10 protein-coding genes and 1 pseudogene are annotated in these 17243 nt (G+C 71.5%); 3 read left to right on the top strand and 8 right to left on the bottom strand.

The genetic code is table 11. The annotated features are described in order from the left end of the window. Positions 1–392 precede the first annotated feature (392 nt). Positions 393–1877: a sensor histidine kinase gene (locus HAV40_RS38925; RefSeq protein ID WP_275413489.1), complete on the bottom strand. Its 1485-nt coding sequence runs from the start codon at positions 1875–1877 to the stop codon at positions 393–395. After that, a complete protein-coding gene (locus HAV40_RS20885; protein WP_166383791.1) occupies positions 1874–2587 on the bottom strand; it encodes a response regulator transcription factor in 714 nt (237 codons plus the stop codon). The genes HAV40_RS38925 and HAV40_RS20885 overlap by 4 nt, the downstream gene beginning before the upstream one ends. Positions 2588–2910: 323 nt before the next feature. On the opposite strand from HAV40_RS20885, the gene HAV40_RS20880 reads away from it, so the two are divergent. Continuing rightward, positions 2911–6114 carry an efflux RND transporter permease subunit gene (locus HAV40_RS20880; protein WP_166383789.1) on the top strand — a complete coding sequence of 1068 codons (3204 nt, stop codon included), beginning with the start codon at positions 2911–2913 and terminating at the stop codon, positions 6112–6114. A gap of 234 nt (positions 6115–6348) precedes the next feature. Here the strand turns inward: HAV40_RS20880 and HAV40_RS38515 are convergent. The 6 genes and pseudogenes from HAV40_RS38515 to HAV40_RS20850 all read right to left on the bottom strand — a co-directional run. Continuing rightward, positions 6349–6507: pseudogene (locus HAV40_RS38515) on the bottom strand (SDR family NAD(P)-dependent oxidoreductase); the annotation flags it as partial. 322 nt (positions 6508–6829) lie between these two features. Further along, a complete protein-coding gene (locus tag HAV40_RS20870; protein ID WP_166383787.1) occupies positions 6830–8398 on the bottom strand; it encodes a trypsin-like peptidase domain-containing protein in 1569 nt (522 codons plus the stop codon). Between the two features lie 107 nt (positions 8399–8505). Continuing rightward, complete coding sequence (locus tag HAV40_RS20865; RefSeq protein ID WP_166384141.1) at positions 8506–10050, bottom strand: sensor histidine kinase; 1545 nt, start codon at positions 10048–10050, stop codon at positions 8506–8508. Positions 10051–10106: 56 nt separating this feature from the next. Further along, the gene (locus HAV40_RS20860) at positions 10107–10802 is read right to left on the bottom strand and encodes a response regulator transcription factor (RefSeq protein ID WP_166383785.1); all 696 of its coding nucleotides are present in this window, start codon (positions 10800–10802) and stop codon (positions 10107–10109) included. A 92-nt stretch (positions 10803–10894) separates the two neighbouring features. Further along, positions 10895–11722 carry a lysophospholipid acyltransferase family protein gene (locus tag HAV40_RS20855; protein WP_166383783.1) on the bottom strand — a complete coding sequence of 276 codons (828 nt, stop codon included), beginning with the start codon at positions 11720–11722 and terminating at the stop codon, positions 10895–10897. Between the two features lie 33 nt (positions 11723–11755). Then, complete coding sequence (locus HAV40_RS20850) at positions 11756–12499, bottom strand: GNAT family N-acetyltransferase (RefSeq protein WP_166383781.1); 744 nt, start codon at positions 12497–12499, stop codon at positions 11756–11758. A 79-nt stretch (positions 12500–12578) separates the two neighbouring features. On the opposite strand from HAV40_RS20850, the gene HAV40_RS20845 reads away from it, so the two are divergent. Then, positions 12579–13253 carry a hypothetical protein gene (locus HAV40_RS20845; protein WP_308441045.1) on the top strand — a complete coding sequence of 225 codons (675 nt, stop codon included), beginning with the start codon at positions 12579–12581 and terminating at the stop codon, positions 13251–13253. Positions 13254–13435: 182 nt separating this feature from the next. Further along, positions 13436–17167 (top strand): multifunctional oxoglutarate decarboxylase/oxoglutarate dehydrogenase thiamine pyrophosphate-binding subunit/dihydrolipoyllysine-residue succinyltransferase subunit, encoded by a 3732-nt coding sequence (locus HAV40_RS20840; protein WP_166383779.1) that lies wholly within the window; start codon positions 13436–13438, stop codon positions 17165–17167. The last annotated feature ends 76 nt before the right edge of the window (positions 17168–17243 follow it).

Genomic DNA, 17243 nt, shown 5'->3' with positions numbered 1-17243 from the left:
CCGTTAGTTAAGTTTGCTAAAAGTTAATCCCGTGACCCCGGCCACACAAGAGGTGACCGCCGATCTTTAACCCCCACTTAAGGTTCGCGACTGGCGCGCGCCTGGCCCGCGGCCGGCTGGCGGCCGGCTCGGGGTGCCGCCGGGGGCGATGATCGCTGTTTCAGGTCAAAAAGTGAGGTCCCACCACAGGTTTTGACCTGAAACAGCGATCATCCCCCGGTCCGTCCAACGGCGACCGTTAGGAAGGGCACCTTCCTCCACGCATGGCGTTAGGAAGGTGCCCTTCCTTCGCCAACAGCGCGGCGAGGCGCGAGGCCGGGCTGGCGGCCACCGGCAGTCGACCCCCCGGCCTCCGGCGGCCCGCCCCGCCGGCCCGGCCGGGGCAGCGCGAATCAGGCGGGCCAGACCGGCAGCGCGATCCGGAAGGTCGCGCCGCCGCCCGGGGTCGGGCGGTGACAGATCTCGCCGCCGTGCGCCGCGATCAGGGCGGCCACGATGGACAGGCCCAGGCCGGACCCGGCGGCGGGCGAACGCTCGTGGTCGCGGGCGCGCGCCGGGTCGGCGCGGTAGAAGCGTTCGAAGACCCGCTCGGCGTGCTCGGGTGACAGGCCGGGGCCGCTGTCGATGACCTGCAGCACGGCCCGGTCGCTCTCCACGCCGACCCGCACCGTCACCGGCGTGCCCGCCGGGGTGTGCGTGAGCGCGTTGCCGAGCAGGTTGGTGACGACCTGCCGGAGCCGGTCCTCGTCGCCGAGCACCACCGGCGGATCGCCGTCGAGCAGTTCCAGCCGCAGCGGCCGGTCCAGCTCGCGCAGCTGCGCGGACTCGATGGCGTCGGCGGCGATGGGCACCAGGTCGACGGGTTCGCTACGCAGCGGCCGCTGCTCGTCGAGCCGGGCGAGCATCAGCAGGTCCTCGACGAGCAGCCCCATCCGGGTGGCTTCGGTCTCGATCCGGGCGAGCAGCGCGGACACCTCGGCCGGGTCGGTGACCACGCCCTGGCGGTGCAGTTCGGCCAGGCCACGGATGCCCGCGAGCGGGGTACGCAGCTCGTGCGAGGCGTCGGCGACGAAGCGGCGCAGCCGCGTCTCGGATTCGGTGCGCTCGGCGAAGGAGCCTTCGATCTGGGCCAGCATCGTGTTGAGGGTGCGCGACAGGCGGCCCATCTCGGTGCGCGGCCCGACCTGCTCGGGCACCCGGCGGGACAGGTCGCCGCCCGCGATGATCTCCTCGGCGGTCTGCTCGACCTCGGTCAGCGGCCGCAGGCCCATCCGGATGACCCATACTCCGAGTGCGGTGGCCAGGCCGAGCACGGCGAGCGTCACCGCGATCTCGATCGCGCCGAGGCGGGCCATGGTCTTGGCGACACCGGTGAGGTCGTACGCGATGACGACGCTGCCCTGTCCGTCGGCCCGCTCCCCCACCAGCACCTGGTAGCCGGGGTGCCGGTGGTAGGAGACCGCGTTGGGGACGAAGAACGGCTTGTCGGCCAGCCGCCGCACCGAGGCGACGTCGAGGGACGGCAGGGCGGGCGAGCCGCGGCGCTCCTCACCGGCGTCGCCGGGGAACCGTTTCTGGACCCGGCCCTCGTTGTCGCGGAACTCCAGGATGTACGCGTCGAAGAAGGTCTTGCCCTCGGTCTGCTCCTTGGAGAACTGCTCGACCTCGGCGGGGCTGAACTCGTCCGGATCGCGCTTGGTCAGGTCGTGCATGGCGACGGACAGCTGCTCGTCGATCTGCTCGATCATGTACATGCGCAGCAGCGACACGCTGGCCATGTCGGCGACGACGAACCCGGCGCAGACCAGCGCGAGCACTCCGGCCAGCAGCCGGGCGCGCAGTGACCAGCGCTTCGGCCCGCGCAGCAGCCGCCTCACGAGCGCGGCAGCCGCAGCGAGTAGCCGAACCCGCGCAGGGTGTGGATCAGCGGCGGGTCGACCGTGTCGACCTTGCGGCGCAGCAGCGAGATGTAGGACTCGACGATGCGGGCGTCGCCGCCGAAGTCGTACCGCCAGACGTGGTCGAGGATCTGCGCCTTGCTGACCACCCGGTCGGCGTTGACCAGCAGGTAGTGCAGCAGCTTGAACTCGGTCGGGCTGAGCCGCACGAGCTTTCCGGCCCGGCGTACGTCGTGGGTCTCCTCGTCCAGCTCCAGGTCGGCGAAGCGCAGCGTGGTGTCGTCGGCGGGCGGGCCCGCGCCGGTGTACGTGCGGCGCAGCACGGCGCGGATCCGGGCGACGACCTCCTCCAGGCTGAACGGCTTGGTGACGTAGTCGTCGCCGCCCACCGTCAACCCGGTGATCTTGTCCTGAACGCCGTCACGGGCGGTCAGGAACAGCACCGGCACGTGCGCGCCACCGGCCCGCAGGCGGCGGACCACTTCGAAGCCGTCGCAGTCGGGCAGCATCACGTCGAGCACCAGCAGTTCGGGCTTGAACTCGGCGGCCACGGCGAGCGCCTGCGCCCCGGTGGCGGCGGTGCGCACCTCGAAGCCGACGAATCGCAGGCTGGCCGACAGCAGCGACACGATCGTCGGCTCGTCGTCGACCACGAGCAGGCGGCGCTGCTCGCCCTTCTCCGGTTTCATCGACGACTCCCAGGGGTGCGGTGCTACATCGGGCGTGGCCAGTGTGCCCGAGCCGACCCGCATGCCTGCTGCACGGAACCCGCATAAATGCTGAAAGTCACCGGGCTCACGCCCGATTTCGGCCGATTCACCGATCGGCGGCTTGTAACTTGGGGACCGTTCCCCCTGTCTCACCCGGCAACTGGCGAAGAACGACTGTGACGAACTCGTACCGGCTTTCGGCTGGCTTTCAGGTTTGGTTCACAGTTCCTGCGCGTAGACCTGGTTGACTGCGGCGGTCGCATTCCCCCATAACGCTCGACCGTGATGCACCTGGAGTCGTCATGTCATTCCTGGCCAGGCTGAGCCTCGCCAACCGCGGACTAGTCGCGCTGATCAGCGTGGCGATCCTCGGTGCGGGTGCTTTCGTGCTGCCGCAGCTGCGCCAGCAGATGTTCCCCGACCTGCAGTTCCCGATGGTCTCCGTGGTCGCCGCCTACCCGGGCGCCACGCCGGAGATCGTCGAGCAGCAGGTCGCCATACCGATCGAGCAGGCGGTCGCCGGCGTCAGCGGGGTGACCAGCGTGACGTCGACGTCGCGTAACGGCTCCGCGTCCGTGAGCGTGGCCTTCGACTTCGGCGCGGACATCGACCAGGTCGAGGGTGACATCCAGCAGGCGCTGGCCCGCATCGACGCGCGCCTGCCGCAGAACGTCGACCCGGCCGTCTTCGCGGGCACCACCGACGACATCCCGGTCATCCAGCTTGCCGCCAGCGGCGCGGGCGGCGACGACCAGGAGCTGGCCCGCCGGCTGCGGGCCACCGTCCTGCCTGCCCTCAACAACATCGAGGGCGTACGCGAGACGACCCTGTCCGGTGACCGCACCCCGCAGGTGACGGTCAACCTGGACCCGGTCAAACTGGCCGCCAGGGGCCTCACCGCGCAGGCCGTCACCGGCGTGCTGACCGCCAACGGCATCAGCATGCCCGGCGGCGTGATCACCGACGGCGGTCTGGTCTACTCGGTCGCGGTCGGCAGCCGCTTCACCACCGTCGAGCAGATCGCCGACCTGTACCTCGGCGCGGCCCGCCCGGTAGCCGGCAAGCCCGCCGCCCCGGCCGCTCCGACGCAGCTCAAGGACGTCGCCACGGTCACCTCGGCGCCCGCCGACGCGACCACGCTGACCCGTACCAACGGCAAGCCGAGCCTCGGCGTCGGCGTCACCGCGCTGCCCGGCGCGAACGCGGTCGAGATCTCGCACCAGGTCAACGACAAGCTCCCTGAGCTCGCCGCGCAGCTCGGCGCGGGCGGCGCGTTGCAGGTCATCTTCGACCAGGCTCCCGAGGTCGAGCGCTCGGTGAGCAGCCTGACCACCGAGGGCGCGCTGGGCCTGGCCTTCGCCGTGCTCGTCATCCTGGTCTTCCTGCTGTCGGTCCGCTCGACGCTGGTCACCGCCGTGTCGATCCCGGTCAGCGTGGTCATCGCGCTGATCGCGCTGTGGGCCGGCGACTACTCGCTCAACCTGCTCACCCTGGGCGGCCTGACGATCGCGATCGGCCGGGTGGTCGACGACTCGATCGTGGTCCTGGAGAACATCAAACGTCACCTCGAGTACGGCGAACCGAAGAAGGAGGCGATCCTCACCGCGGTGAAGGAGGTCTCCGGCGCGGTGACCGCCTCGACGCTGACCACCGTCGCGGTGTTCCTGCCCGTCGCGCTGGTCGGCGGCATGGTCGGCCAGCTGTTCGGCCCGTTCGGCCTGACCGTGACCGCGGCGCTGCTGGCCTCCCTGCTGGTGTCGCTGACCATCGTCCCCGTCATGGCGTACTGGTTCCTCAAGTCCCCGCAGGGCACCGCCGAGGAGCTGGAGGCCATCCGGGCCAAGGCCGAGGCCAAGGAGCTGCGCAGCCCGCTGCAGCGCGCGTACGTGCCGATCCTGCGCTGGTCGCTGGGCCACCGGGCGATCACCCTGCTGGTGGCATTCGGCATCATCGCGGGCACCAGCTACCTGGCGACCCGCATCGAGACCAGCTTCATCGAGAGCTCCGGCAACTCGTTCTCGATCACCCAGACGATGCCGATCGGCACCTCGCTGGCCACCACCGACGAGGCCGCCAAGCGGGTCGAGACGATCCTCGACTCCACCGACGGCGTGAAGTCGTACCAGGTGACGGTCGGCGGTGGCGGCGGCATCTTCGGCGGTGGCGGCGGCGCCAACACCACCCAGGCCCGCTTCCAGGTGACCTCGGAGACCGGCACCGACCAGAAGGTGCTCACCGACTCGCTGCGCGACAAGATCGACGCGCTGGACGACAGCGCCGTCGGCGAGGTCGTGGTCGGCGCGGTGCAGGGCGGCTTCGGCGGCAACGGCCTGGAGGTCGCGGTCGAGGCGGCCGACGACGCCACGCTGCGCGCCGCGGCCGAGCAGATCCGCGCTGCCGTCGCCGAGCTGCCCAACGTCACCGAGGTCGACAGCGACCTGGCCGCCAACACCCCGCAGGTGCAGGTCACCCTGGACCGGGTCGCGGCGGCGCGGGCCGGGCTGAGCGACGCGGCGCTGGGCCAGCTGGTCGGCGCGGCGTTCCGCGGCACCACGCTGACCCGCGTCGTGATCAACGGCATCGAGCAGCCGGTCGTACTGCGCAGCGGAGCGGCCCCGGCCGACATCGCCGCGCTGCGCGCCCTGCCGATCGGCCCCGGCTTCATCCTGGACGACGTCGCCGACGTCAACACGGTGGCCGGTCCGAGCCAGATCAACCGCGTGGACCAGGTCCGCACCGCCAAGGTGACCGGCACGCCGAGCGCCGAGGCGCTGGGCACGATCAACGCCGAGCTGGACAAGAAGCTGAAGAGCCTCGACCTGCCCGACGGCGCGTCGTACTCCATCGGCGGTGTCACCGAGGCCCAGCAGGACGCCTTCGGCGACCTGGGGCTGGCCATGCTGGTCGCCATCGCGCTGGTGTTCATCATCATGATCGCCACGTTCCGCGGGCTGGTGCAGCCGCTGATCCTGCTGATCTCGGTGCCGTTCGCGGCGACCGGCGCGCTGGGTCTGCTGGCCGTCACCGGTCAGCCGCTCGGCCTCGCCGCGATGATCGGCCTGCTGATGCTGGTCGGCATCGTGGTCACCAACGCGATCGTGCTGCTCGACCTGATCAACCAGTACCGGGCCGACGGCTACACCACGCGTGACGCGATCATCGAGGGCGGCCGCCGCCGCCTGCGCCCGATCCTGATGACGGCGGTGGCGACCATCTTCGCGCTGCTGCCGATGTCGCTGGGCCTGACCGAGTCGAGCGCCTTCATCTCGCAGCCGCTCGCGGTCGTGGTGATCGGTGGTCTGGTCAGCTCCACGCTGCTCACGCTGGTCCTGGTGCCGGTCCTCTACTCGCTGGTGGAGGGCCTCAAGGCCCGGATCAAGCGCAAGCGCAACGCGGGCAAGCACGTCGCCCCGCGCCACGAGGGTCACGCCGAGCCGGCCGCCGCGCCCGCGCAGCAGCCGCACACCGGCCTGACCGACGAGGACCTGGCCCAAGCCCTGCGCTGACCCAGGCCCGCCACCAACCCTGCCCGTCCCGGGGCCGCCTCCCCGGGACGGGCAGCAACCAACTGGAGCAAGATCGCTGTTTGCGGTCGTTTCCTCGGGTGTAACCGCAGATCTTGACCGCAACCGGTGATCAAGCCCGCAGCAGCGGGCACCGGTTCCGCCCGCCGCCGTCACGCTCGTGATCCGGTCGTCGTCGACGTCGTCGAGGTCGAAGCCCTCCACGTAGGCGGCACCGTTGTTGATCAGGACATCGAGGTGTTCCGTCCGCGTGGCCAGGGCCGCGGCGAACTCGCGTACCGCATCCGCATCCGCGATGTCGCAGCGAAACGCCGTGGCCTGTCCCGGCCCGTCGCGGGTGACCGCATCCGCGACATGCTCGGCCGCCGCCAGCGACCGCGCAGTGACGAAGACCTGCGCACCGCACGCGGCGAAGCTTCGGCCCGCAGCCGTCCCGTGTCACGTCCAGCTCCCGTGACAGCCACCCGTGATCCCTCACGGGCCACAGCCGACAGTGGAACACCTCAACCGTGGTCGAGGTCGACAACGCTCCCACCGCCAGGTCCGGCTCCCGCCGTCGCGAGCGTGAGATGCCGAGCTGAACCCGCACGGGCCCTGCTCAGGGCACAAAGGTGGCGGCGGGTGATGGTGACCAACCCCGATGGTCACCACCACCCGCCGCCGGGTGGGGAGGAGGCACAGATCCTGTGCGCTGCTATTAGGACGCTTCGCCGAGCGTCACCGTTGCAGTCTTGGCCTCGCCGTTTCGGGTGAACTCGACGGTCACCTGCTGGCCGACGGTGCCCGATTGGACGGCAGACACCAGGTCGTCGCTGTCGTTGATGATCTTCCCGTTGAACTTGCTGATGATGTCGCCCTTCTGCAGCCCGGCCTTGTTCGCCGGGCTGTTCTCGGTCACCGCGCTGACGGCCGCGCCGCCGGTGTCGGAGGCGGTCACCGAGACGCCCAGGTACGGGTGGCTCACCGGCTTGCCGTTCATGATCTGCTCGGCGATGGCCTTGGCCTTGTTGCTCGGGATGGCGAACCCGACGCCGATGTTGCCGTCGCTGCTGCCGTTGGTGGCGATGGCGGTGTTGATGCCGATCACCTCGCCCTTGGTGTTGACCAGCGCGCCGCCGGAGTTGCCCGGGTTGATCGGCGCGTCGGTCTGCAGCAGGCCGGACAGCGAGGTCGAGCGGCCCTCGCCGACCGAGATGGTGCGGTCGCGGGCGCTGATGATGCCGGCGGTCACCGAGCCGCGCAGGCCCAGCGGGCTGCCGATGGCCAGCGCGGTGTCACCGACGGAGACCTGGTCGCTGTCGCCGAACGGCGCCGGCGTCAGACCGGTCGCGGTGGCCTTGACCACGCCGAGGTCGGTACGCGGATCGGTGCCCACCACCTTGGCCGGCACCTTCTTGCCGCTGGACAGGGTGACCGAGACGTTCTGCCCCTCCGCCCCGGCGACCACGTGGTTGTTGGTGAGGATGTAGCCGTCCTCGGTGAGCACGATTCCCGACCCCTCGCCGGTGCCGGTGCTGATGTTCACGACGCTGGGCTGCATCGCCTTGGCCACCCCGGCCAGCGACGAGCGGTCCACCACGGGCGCGGCGGCGGTGCTGCCCGACGACACCGTGATCTTGCCGTCGTCGGCGTACTTCGTGGCGATCACCGCTCCCGCTACGCCGGAGGCCAGCGCGAGCACCACCGCGGCGACCGAGCCGAGCGCGAACTTCGCGATGGTCCCGCCGACGCTCTTGCCGGGCGTGCTGGGCGGGGTCCACGCGGGCTGGCCGGTGGTCGGGTAGGAGCCCGTCGGGTAACCGGCGGCCGGGTAGCCCGCCGCCGGGTAGCCGGCCGGGGTGCCCGGGTACGCGGAGCCGGGCTGCGCGGACTGCGGGTAGGCCGACGGCGGGGCGGACTGCGGGTAGGCCGACGGCGGGGCGGACTGCGGGTAGGCCGACGCGGGGGCGGACTGCGGGTAGGCCGACGCGGGGGCGGACTGCGGGTAGGCGGTGGCCGGGTAGGCGTGCGCGGGCGGCTGTGGACCGGCCGGCGGCTGCGGGCCGGGCTGGGCTGGCGCGGCGGGCTGCGACCAGGCCGCCGGGGCGGGCTCGACCGGCAGGCCGGCCGCCGGGGCCTGGGGCGCGGTGACCGCGGTGTCGTCGGGTGCCGCGTGAGCAGGAGTGCCCGGCACGGTGCCGGCCGTCGCCTCCGGACGCGGGGGTACGGCGGCGGTGTCGGCTTCGGCCGGCTGCGCTGCGGTCTGGGGCTTGTCGTACTCGCTCATATCCTCAGTCTTCCGTGCGACGCTGCGTCTGATCTGGGTTGGTTCTGGAAAATATCTGTGAGTCGCGATTCGTCACGGGTCGAAGGCGGGGTCGAAAGCACGGTTCATCAGGCGTCCACCTGCTGCGACGTGCTGTCGGACTGATCATCGGCATCGTCGTCGACCTCTACCAGCGGCACCCGCACCCGGAACACGGCGCCCTTGCCGGGCTCGCTGTCCACCTCGATGGTGCCCCGGTGCGCCTCGACCAGCGCGGCCACGATGGCCAGGCCGAGTCCGGTGCTGACGTCGCCGTTGGCGCGCCGGGTCCGGGCGGGGTCCGCGCGGTAGAACCGCTCGAACACCCGGTCCCGCTGGGCCGGGTCGAGGCCGGGGCCCTCGTCGGCCACCTCCAGCACAGCCTGCCCCGCTTCGGTACGCAGCCGCAACTGCACCCGGGTGCCCGCCGGCGTATGCGCCAGCGCGTTGCTCATCAGGTTGCCGATGACCTGCCGCAGCCGGGCGTCGTCCCCGGCGACCACCAGGTGGCCGGCGTGCGGCGCGACGACCAGCTCGATCGGCCGGTCGGGGTCCATCACGCGGGCGGCCTGCACCGCCTCCACGGCCAGCACGCGCAGCTCGACCGGGGCCGGGTGCAACTGGCGCTCCTGGTCCATCCGGGCCAGCAGCAGCAGGTCGTCGACGAGCAGGCCCATCCGCTGGGACTCGTCCTCGATCCGCCTGACCAGCGACGCGGTCTCCTCGGGCGCGCGGGCCGCGCCCTGCCGGTAGAGCTCGGCGAAGCCGCGGATGGTGGTCAGCGGCGTACGCAGTTCGTGCGAGGCGTCGGCGACGAAGCGCCGCATCTTCTCCTCGGAGCGGCGGGCGCGTCCCTCGGAGACCTGCGCCGCCACGGCGGCGTCGCGGGCCGAGGTCTCGGCAGCACGGGCCGATGTCTCCGACGCGGCGCGGGCCCTGAACGCGGTCTCGATCTGCGCCAGCATCGCGTTGAGGGCGCGGGCCAGCGAGCCGACCTCGGTCCGGGGCGTGACGCAACCCTCCTCGGGGTCGGGCACGCGCTGGGTCAGGTCGCCGCCGGCGATCGCCTTGGCCGTCTTCTCGATCGCCGCCAGCGGCCGCAGGCTGCGCCGGACCAGCTCCGTTCCGATCATCGCGGCCAGGATGAGCACCGCCGCGCCGCCGTAGATGTTGATCCACAGCAGGCGGTGCACCGCGGCGTCGATGGTGGTGGTGCGCTCGGCGACGATGAGGACTCCGGTGGGGCCGCCACGGAACTTCAGCTCACCCACCATCACCCGCCAGTGCGGCGCGCCGTCGCGGGCCTTGACCGTGAAGTACTCACCGGCCCGGCCACGCAGCTCACTCGGCGACGGCAGCTGCGGCAGGTCCTGCGGGGTCACGTTCGGCGGCTTCTCGTACCCCCAGGGGTCCTCGCCGTCGGGCAGCGGTCCCGCCTTCTCCCAGCCGATGATGAAGTCGCTCGGCAGGAAGACCTCGGTGCTGGTGCCGGGGCGGGACGATTTGGACATCTCGCTCTCCAGCAGCAGCCGGGCTCCGGCCAGGTCGCTGTCGACCCGGTCGGTCAGGTAGCGCCGCATCGCGAGGTGGCTGGCCACCCCGATCAGCACGATCGCCAGGACCAGCAGCAACATCGTGTACGCCGTCAGCTTCACCCGCAACGGCTGGTCGCGGGTGAGCCGCGGGAGCCTCACGACGTCGGCTTGCGCAGGACGTAACCGACGCCGCGCAGGGTCTGGATGAGCCGGGGCGAGACGTTGTCCACCTTGCGGCGCAGGTACGAGATGTACGACTCGACGATGTTGTCGTCGCCGCGGAAGTCGTAGTTCCACACGTGGTCGAGGATCTGCGCCTTGGACAGCACCCGGTTCGGGTTGAGCATCAGGTATCGCAGCAGCTTGAACTCGGTCGGTGAGAGCTGCACCAGGTTGCCCGCCCGGCGCACCTCGTGGGTCTCCTCGTCCAGCTCCAGGTCGGCGAACGTGAGCTTGGGCGAGTCGGTCTCGCCGCTGGTGCGCCGCAGCACCGCGCGGATGCGGGCGGTCAGCTCCTCCAGGCTGAACGGCTTGGTGACGTAGTCGTCGCCGCCCAGGGTCAGCCCGCGGATCTTGTCGTCGGTGGCGTCGCGCGCGGTCAGGAACACCACCGGCACGCGACCGCGGTCCTGGCGCAGCTGCTTGATCACCTCGAAGCCGTCCAGGTCCGGCAGCATCACGTCGAGCACGACGAGGTCGGGCCGCGCCTTCGCGGCGGCGTCGAGCGCGGTCGCGCCGTCGCCCACCGCCTTGACCTCGAAGCCCGCGAAACGCAGGCTGGCCGACAGCAGCTCCAGGATGTTCGGGTCATCCTCGACCACGAGCAGATTCGCCTCAGGCATGTCCCCCATCCTGCGCCGGATCGCTCGCCCGGCGCTGTGGATACCCTGAACGCTTCCTGTGAATTCGGCGACAGAACCCGGCGAATAGCCTGAATTCGGAACTATCGCCCCGGTTCCGCGTGCTCCAGGTCGGCGTGGGACAGGCGGGCGGCCAGTTCGCGGCGCGGCGCGTCGGCCGGGCGTGGCGCGCCCAGCAGCACGGCCGCGGACATGCCCCGGGCGGCGAGCACCCGGCGCAGCGATACGACCAGGGTGTCGTCGCCGACGAAGGCCGCCGCCGGGTGGGCGTACCGCAGGGTGATGGTCTGCACCGGCGCGTCCGCGTCGATCGCGGCCTGGAGGAACGCCGCGCGCCACGGGACCGGGTGCGGGCCGCAGGTGGTGGTGCCCTCGGGGAACACCTGCACCGCCTGTCCCGCCCGCAACGCCACCGCCACCTGCGCGACCGTGCCCGGCAGCGCCCGGGGCCGGGCCCGGTCCACGAAGATCGTCCGCTGGCGCCGGGCGATCCGCCCGATCACCGGCCAGGTGGCGACCTCGGTCTTGGCCACCATGCGCAGCCCGCCGGCGCGGCGGCTCAGCGCCGTCATCACCACGATGTCCAGCCAGGACACGTGGTTGCCGACCAGCAGCGCGCCCGGCGCGACGCCCGGCCCGGTCACCCGCAGCCGGATGCCCAGCGCCCGCAGCAGCGCCCGCGCCAGCAGGTCGGCCCGCCAGGGCAGCAGCGTGCCGAGCAGCAGCACCAGCCCGCCCGCCACGGCCCGTAGCGTCTGGCGCAGCCGGCCGACCCGCGGCCCACCGTCGCCCCCGCACTGCCGCCCGCAGTCCGCGTACGGCCGCCACAGCTGGTCGCCGGGTATGCGTGGCGGCGCGGCAGGGCGGACCCGCGCCGCGGGCGGAGTCGCCGTCCGCGGCGCCGTTCTCATCTCTTGCACGGTGTCACCCCTGTCGCGAGCCGCTCACGCGGCGAGAAAGTGCTTGAGGTAGCGCGGGTCGATCCGGTCCAGGCCGAGCAGGACGTAGAAGTCGGCCACCCCGAAGGACTCGTCGTACGCGGGCGCACCGGCGACCCACGCGCCCAGCCGCAGGTAACCGCGCAGCAGCGGCGGCGCGGCGGCGATGGTCGCCGGACGCTCGACGGGCAGCGCCTGCCACGGGGTGCGCGGCACCACGCGCAGCTGCGGCGGAGCCAGGTGCTTGCGGGACACCAGGTCCCACACCTGCGACGCCTGCGCGCCGCCGTCGGCCAGCGGCACCGAGGCGCAGCCCGCGAGCCAGCGGTGGCCCATCCGGTCCAGGTACTTGGCGATACCGGCCCACATCAGGTTGATCACGGCGCCGGTGCGGTGGTCGGGGTGTACGCAGCTGCGTCCGGCCTCGACCAGCTGGTCGCGCAGTACGGTGAGCGCGGTCAGGTCGAACTCGCTGTCGCCGTAGCGGCGGCCCAGCCAGATCGCCCGCTGCGGGGGCAGCAGCCGGTACGTACCGACGATCTCGCCGGTGCGGTCCTCCCGCACCACCAGGTGATCGCAGTACGCGTCGAACTCGTCGACGTCCAGGCCTCCCGTGTCGGGAAGCCGGGCGCCCATCTCCTCGGCGAAAACGCGGTAGCGCAGCCGCTGCGCCGCCTCGACAGTGGCCGCGTCCCCGGCGATCAGCGCGGAGTAGCCCGTGGGGGCGGCGGTAAGCAACATCGTCGTCATGTGCCCTGTGTAGAAGCCCTGCTTGACACCTGGGCCCGTGCTGGATGACCGGCACATGAAGAGTGAGAGGCTTGACGGCATGACCTCCCTGGTGATCGACGCCCGGCACAACGGACCGCCCGGCTCCGGCAACGGCGGCTGGACGAGTGGCCTGGTCGCGGGGGCTGTCGGCGTGCGGAGCGGACTGGTCGAGATCACCCTGCGCAAGCCGCCGCCGCTGGACGTCGCGCTGGCGGTCACCGCGACCGGGGACGGCTGGGCGGTGCTCGATCAGGACACCCTGATCGCGTCCGCCGCTCCGCGCGCCGACGACATCCCGGCGGTGCCGCCGGTGAGCCGCACCGAGGCGCTGGCCGCCTCCGGTCGCTACGCCGGGCACACCGACCACCCGTTCCCGACCTGCTTCGTCTGCGGGCCGCAGCGCGCGGACGGGCTGCGCATCTTCCCCGGGCGGCTGCCCGACGGCCGGACCGCGGCCACGTTCGTGGTGCCGGCCGACGTGTCGCCGACCGTGGTGTGGGCCGCCCTGGACTGCCCCGGCGGCTGGGCCGTCATCGACCGGGACCAGGCCTTCGTGCTCGGCCGGTACGCCGTGGCGGTGGACGGGCTGCCCGAAGCCGACGACGAGTGCGTGGTCGTCGGGCAGCCGGTGCACCGGGAGGGGCGCAAGGCGCTGGTCCGCTCGTCGCTGTACGCCCCCGACGGTTCCCTGCTCGCGCGGGCCGAGGCCACCTGGATCGCGGTCCCCGGCTGACGGCTGTGCCGTGGGTCACCGCCGAGCTGCGGTTCCGCCCCGGGCGTACTGTCGCGCATAGGACGGCGTGTGTCATGCGACACGGAGCCGTGCCGCGAGTGCCGCGCCACAGCGCACCGCGTAGCCTGGGAGCCGGTTTTCTGAGTACTCGTTAAAGACGTGCGGAAGAGGCGAAAGAACCCGTGTCGACCCAGCACACATCGGGCGCCGGCCCGACTGGACGCTCAGTTCAGGACAACCCACTGGCGAGCTTCGGTCCGAACGAGTGGATCGTGGAGGAGATGTACCAGCGGTACCTCGCCGACCCGACCAGCGTCGATCCGGCGTGGCACGACTTCTTCGCCGACTACAAGCCGGCCGACACCGCGCCCGCCGCGGCCAAGCCGGCTGCCGCCAAGCCCGCCGCGCCCGCGCAGCCCGCTGCCCCCGCGCAGCCCGCTCCGGCCGCCGCTGCCCCGGCCCCCGCTCCGGTAGCCGCCCCCGCCGCCACACCCGCGCCCGTCGCGCCCGTCGCGGCGAAGCCGGCCCCGGCTCAGGCCAAGCCCGCCGAGAAGCCCGCGCCCGCCGGGGCGCAGGTCGTGCCGCTGCGCGGCATCGCGGCCAAGATCGTCGAGAACATGGACGCCTCGCTGGAGGTGCCGACCGCCACGAGCGTGCGCGCCGTCCCCGCGAAGCTGATCTCCGACAACCGCATCGTGATCAACAACCACCTGACCCGCGGTCGCGGTGGCAAGGTCAGCTTCACCCACCTCATCGGGTACGCCATGGTCCGCGCCATCGGCATGCACCCCGAGATGAACAACCACTTCGCCGTCGTCAACGGCAAGCCGTCGCTGGTCAAGCCGGAGCACGTGAATCTCGGCATCGCCATCGACCTGGCCAAGCCCGACGGCACCCGCAACCTGGTGGTGCCGTCCATCAAGGGCTGCGAGCAGATGGACTTCCGCCAGTTCTGGCAGGCGTACGAGGACGTGGTGCGCCGGGCTCGCAAGAACGAGCTGACCATGGACGACTACACGGGCACCACGACGTCGCTGACCAACCCCGGCGGCATCGGCACCGTGCACTCGATCCCGCGCCTGATGCAGGGCCAGAGCGCCATCATCGGCGTCGGCGCGATGGAGTACCCGGCGCCGTTCTCCGGGATGAGCGAGCAGCAGCTGGCCGACATGGCCGTCAGCAAGATCATCTCGCTGACCAGCACCTACGACCACCGGGTCATCCAGGGCGCGCAGTCCGGTGAGTTCCTGAAGGTCATGCACGAGCTGCTGCTCGGCGAGCACGGCTTCTACGACGAGATCTTCACCGCGCTGCGCATCCCGTACGAGCCGGTCCGCTGGGTGCGCGACATCGCGCACACCTCCGAGGGCCAGATCGACAAGGCCGCGCGGGTCATCGAGCTGATCCACTCCTACCGGGTCCGGGGCCACCTGATGGCCGACACCGACCCGCTGGAGTTCATGATCCGCAAGCACCCGGACCTGGACGTGCGCCAGCACGACCTGACCCTCTGGGACCTCGACCGCACGTTCCCCGTCGGCGGCTTCGCCGGCAAGGACGTGATGAAGCTGCGCGACATCCTGGGCGTGCTGCGCGACTCCTACTGCCGCCGCGTCGGCGTGGAGTACATGCACATCACCGACCCGGAGGAGCGCAACTGGATCCAGGCGCGGGTCGAGCGCAAGTACACCAAGCCCAGCCCGGAGGAGCAGAAGCACGTCCTGGGCCGGCTCAACGCCGCCGAGGCCTTCGAGACCTTCCTGCAGACCAAGTACGTCGGCCAGAAGCGCTTCTCGCTGGAGGGCGGCGAGTCGCTGATCCCGCTGCTCGACGAGATCCTGCAGGCCTCCGCCGAGAGCAGCCTCGACGAGGTCGTCATCGGCATGGCGCACCGCGGCCGGCTCAACGTGCTCGCCAACATCGTCGGCAAGCCGTACGAGAAGATCTTCGGTGAGTTCGAGGGGCACCTCGACCCGAAGACCGCGCAGGGCTCCGGCGACGTGAAGTACCACCTGGGCTCCACCGGCAAGTTCACCTCGCCGGACGGGCAGTTCACCACCACCGTGTCGCTGGCGGCCAACCCGTCGCACCTGGAGGCCGTGGACCCGGTGCTGGAGGGCATCGTCCGGGCCAAGCAGGACCGCCTCGACCTGGGCCTGCACGGCTACACCGTGCTGCCGCTGCTGATCCACGGCGACGCCGCGTTCGCCGGCCAGGGCGTGGTCGCCGAGACGCTGAACCTGTCCCAGCTGCGCGGCTACCGCACCGGCGGCTCGGTGCACGTCGTCGTCAACAACCAGGTCGGCTTCACCACCGCCCCGGAGTACAGCCGCTCGTCGCTGTACAGCACCGACGTCGCGCGCATGATCCAGGCGCCGATCTTCCACGTCAACGGCGACGACCCCGAGTCGGTCGTCCGGGTGGCCCGCCTGGCGTTCGAGTACCGCCAGGAGTTCAACAAGGACGTCGTCATCGACATGGTCTGCTACCGGCGGCGCGGTCACAACGAGGGCGACGACCCCTCGATGACCAACCCGCTGATGTACCAGATCATCGACACCAAGCGCTCGGTGCGCAAGCTCTACACCGAGGAGCTGATCGGCCGCGGCGACATCACCGTCGAGCAGGCCGAGGAGGCGCTGCGCGACTACCAGACGCAGCTGGAGACGGTCTTCAAGGCCACCCGCGACGCCGTCGCCGGGGTGTCCAGCCGGCTCACCCGCGCCCGCGAGGTGCTGCCCGAGCCGAGCGTCGCCACCGCGATCCCGACCGACCTGGTCCGCCGCATCGGCGAGGCGCACACCACGCTGCCCGAGGGCTTCACCCCGCACAAGCGCATCCAGCAGCTGCTGGACAAGCGCGCCAAGATGGCCGTCGAGGGCGACATCGACTGGGGCTTCGGCGAGATCATCGCGTTCGCCTCGCTGCTGGCCCAGGGCGTGACCGTGCGCCTGTCCGGCCAGGACTCGCGCCGCGGCACGTTCGTGCAGCGGCACGCGGCCATCGTCGACGCGCAGACCGGCGCGGACTTCCTGCCCGCCACCGCCGTGGCCGCCGACGACGCCCGCTTCCACGCCCAGGACTCGCTGCTGAGCGAGTACGCCGCGCTCGGCTTCGAGTACGGCTACTCCGTCGAGGACCCCAGCGCGCTCGTGCTCTGGGAGGCGCAGTTCGGCGACTTCGTCAACGGCGCGCAGTCGGTCATCGACGAGTTCATCAGCTCGGGCGAGGTCAAGTGGGGCCAGCAGTCGAGCCTGGTCGTGCTGCTGCCGCACGGCCACGAGGGCCAGGGCCCCGACCACACCTCGGGCCGCCCGGAGCGCTGGCTGCAGCTGGCCGCCGAGGACAACATGCGGGTGGCCATCCCGTCGACCCCGGCCAGCCACTTCCACCTGCTGCGCCGCCAGGCGCTGTCGGCCAAGCGCAAGCCGCTGGTGGTCTTCACGCCGAAGTCGCTGCTGCGCCACCGCCTCGCGGTGTCGTCGGTCGCCGACTTCACCGAGGGCACCTTCCAGCCGGTGATCGGCGAGACCGGGCAGATCGATCCGGCGCAGGTCAAGCGGGTGCTGCTGTGCTCGGGCAAGGTCTACTACGACCTGGTCCAGGCGCGGCAGGAGCGCGGCGTCACCGACACCGCGATCATCCGCCTGGAGCAGCTCTACCCGCTGCCCGTCGACGAACTGAAGGCCGAGCTGGCCAAGTACGCCGCCGCCGAGGACTTCTGCTGGGTGCAGGAGGAGCCGGCCAACCAGGGCGCCTGGTCGTTCGTCGCCCTGAACCTGCTGGAGCACCTGGACGGGGTGCGCATGCGCCGCATCTCCCGCCCCGCTGCCGCGGCCCCGGCCGTGGGCTCCACCAAGCTGCACGACGTCGAGCAGGCCGCGCTGCTGGAGGCGGCGCTGCCCCGCTCCTGAACACCGCACGACAGATGACCGCCGTCCCCGGCCCGCAGGCGCGGGGCGGGGACGGCGGCCCTTTTCCGGAGGACCT

The organism is Catellatospora methionotrophica (genome assembly GCF_011297335.1).
GTDB classification, from domain to species: domain Bacteria; phylum Actinomycetota; class Actinomycetes; order Mycobacteriales; family Micromonosporaceae; genus Catellatospora; species Catellatospora methionotrophica.
Note: the sequence above shows the minus strand (reverse complement) of the source record. Positions and strands in the feature narration are given on the sequence as shown.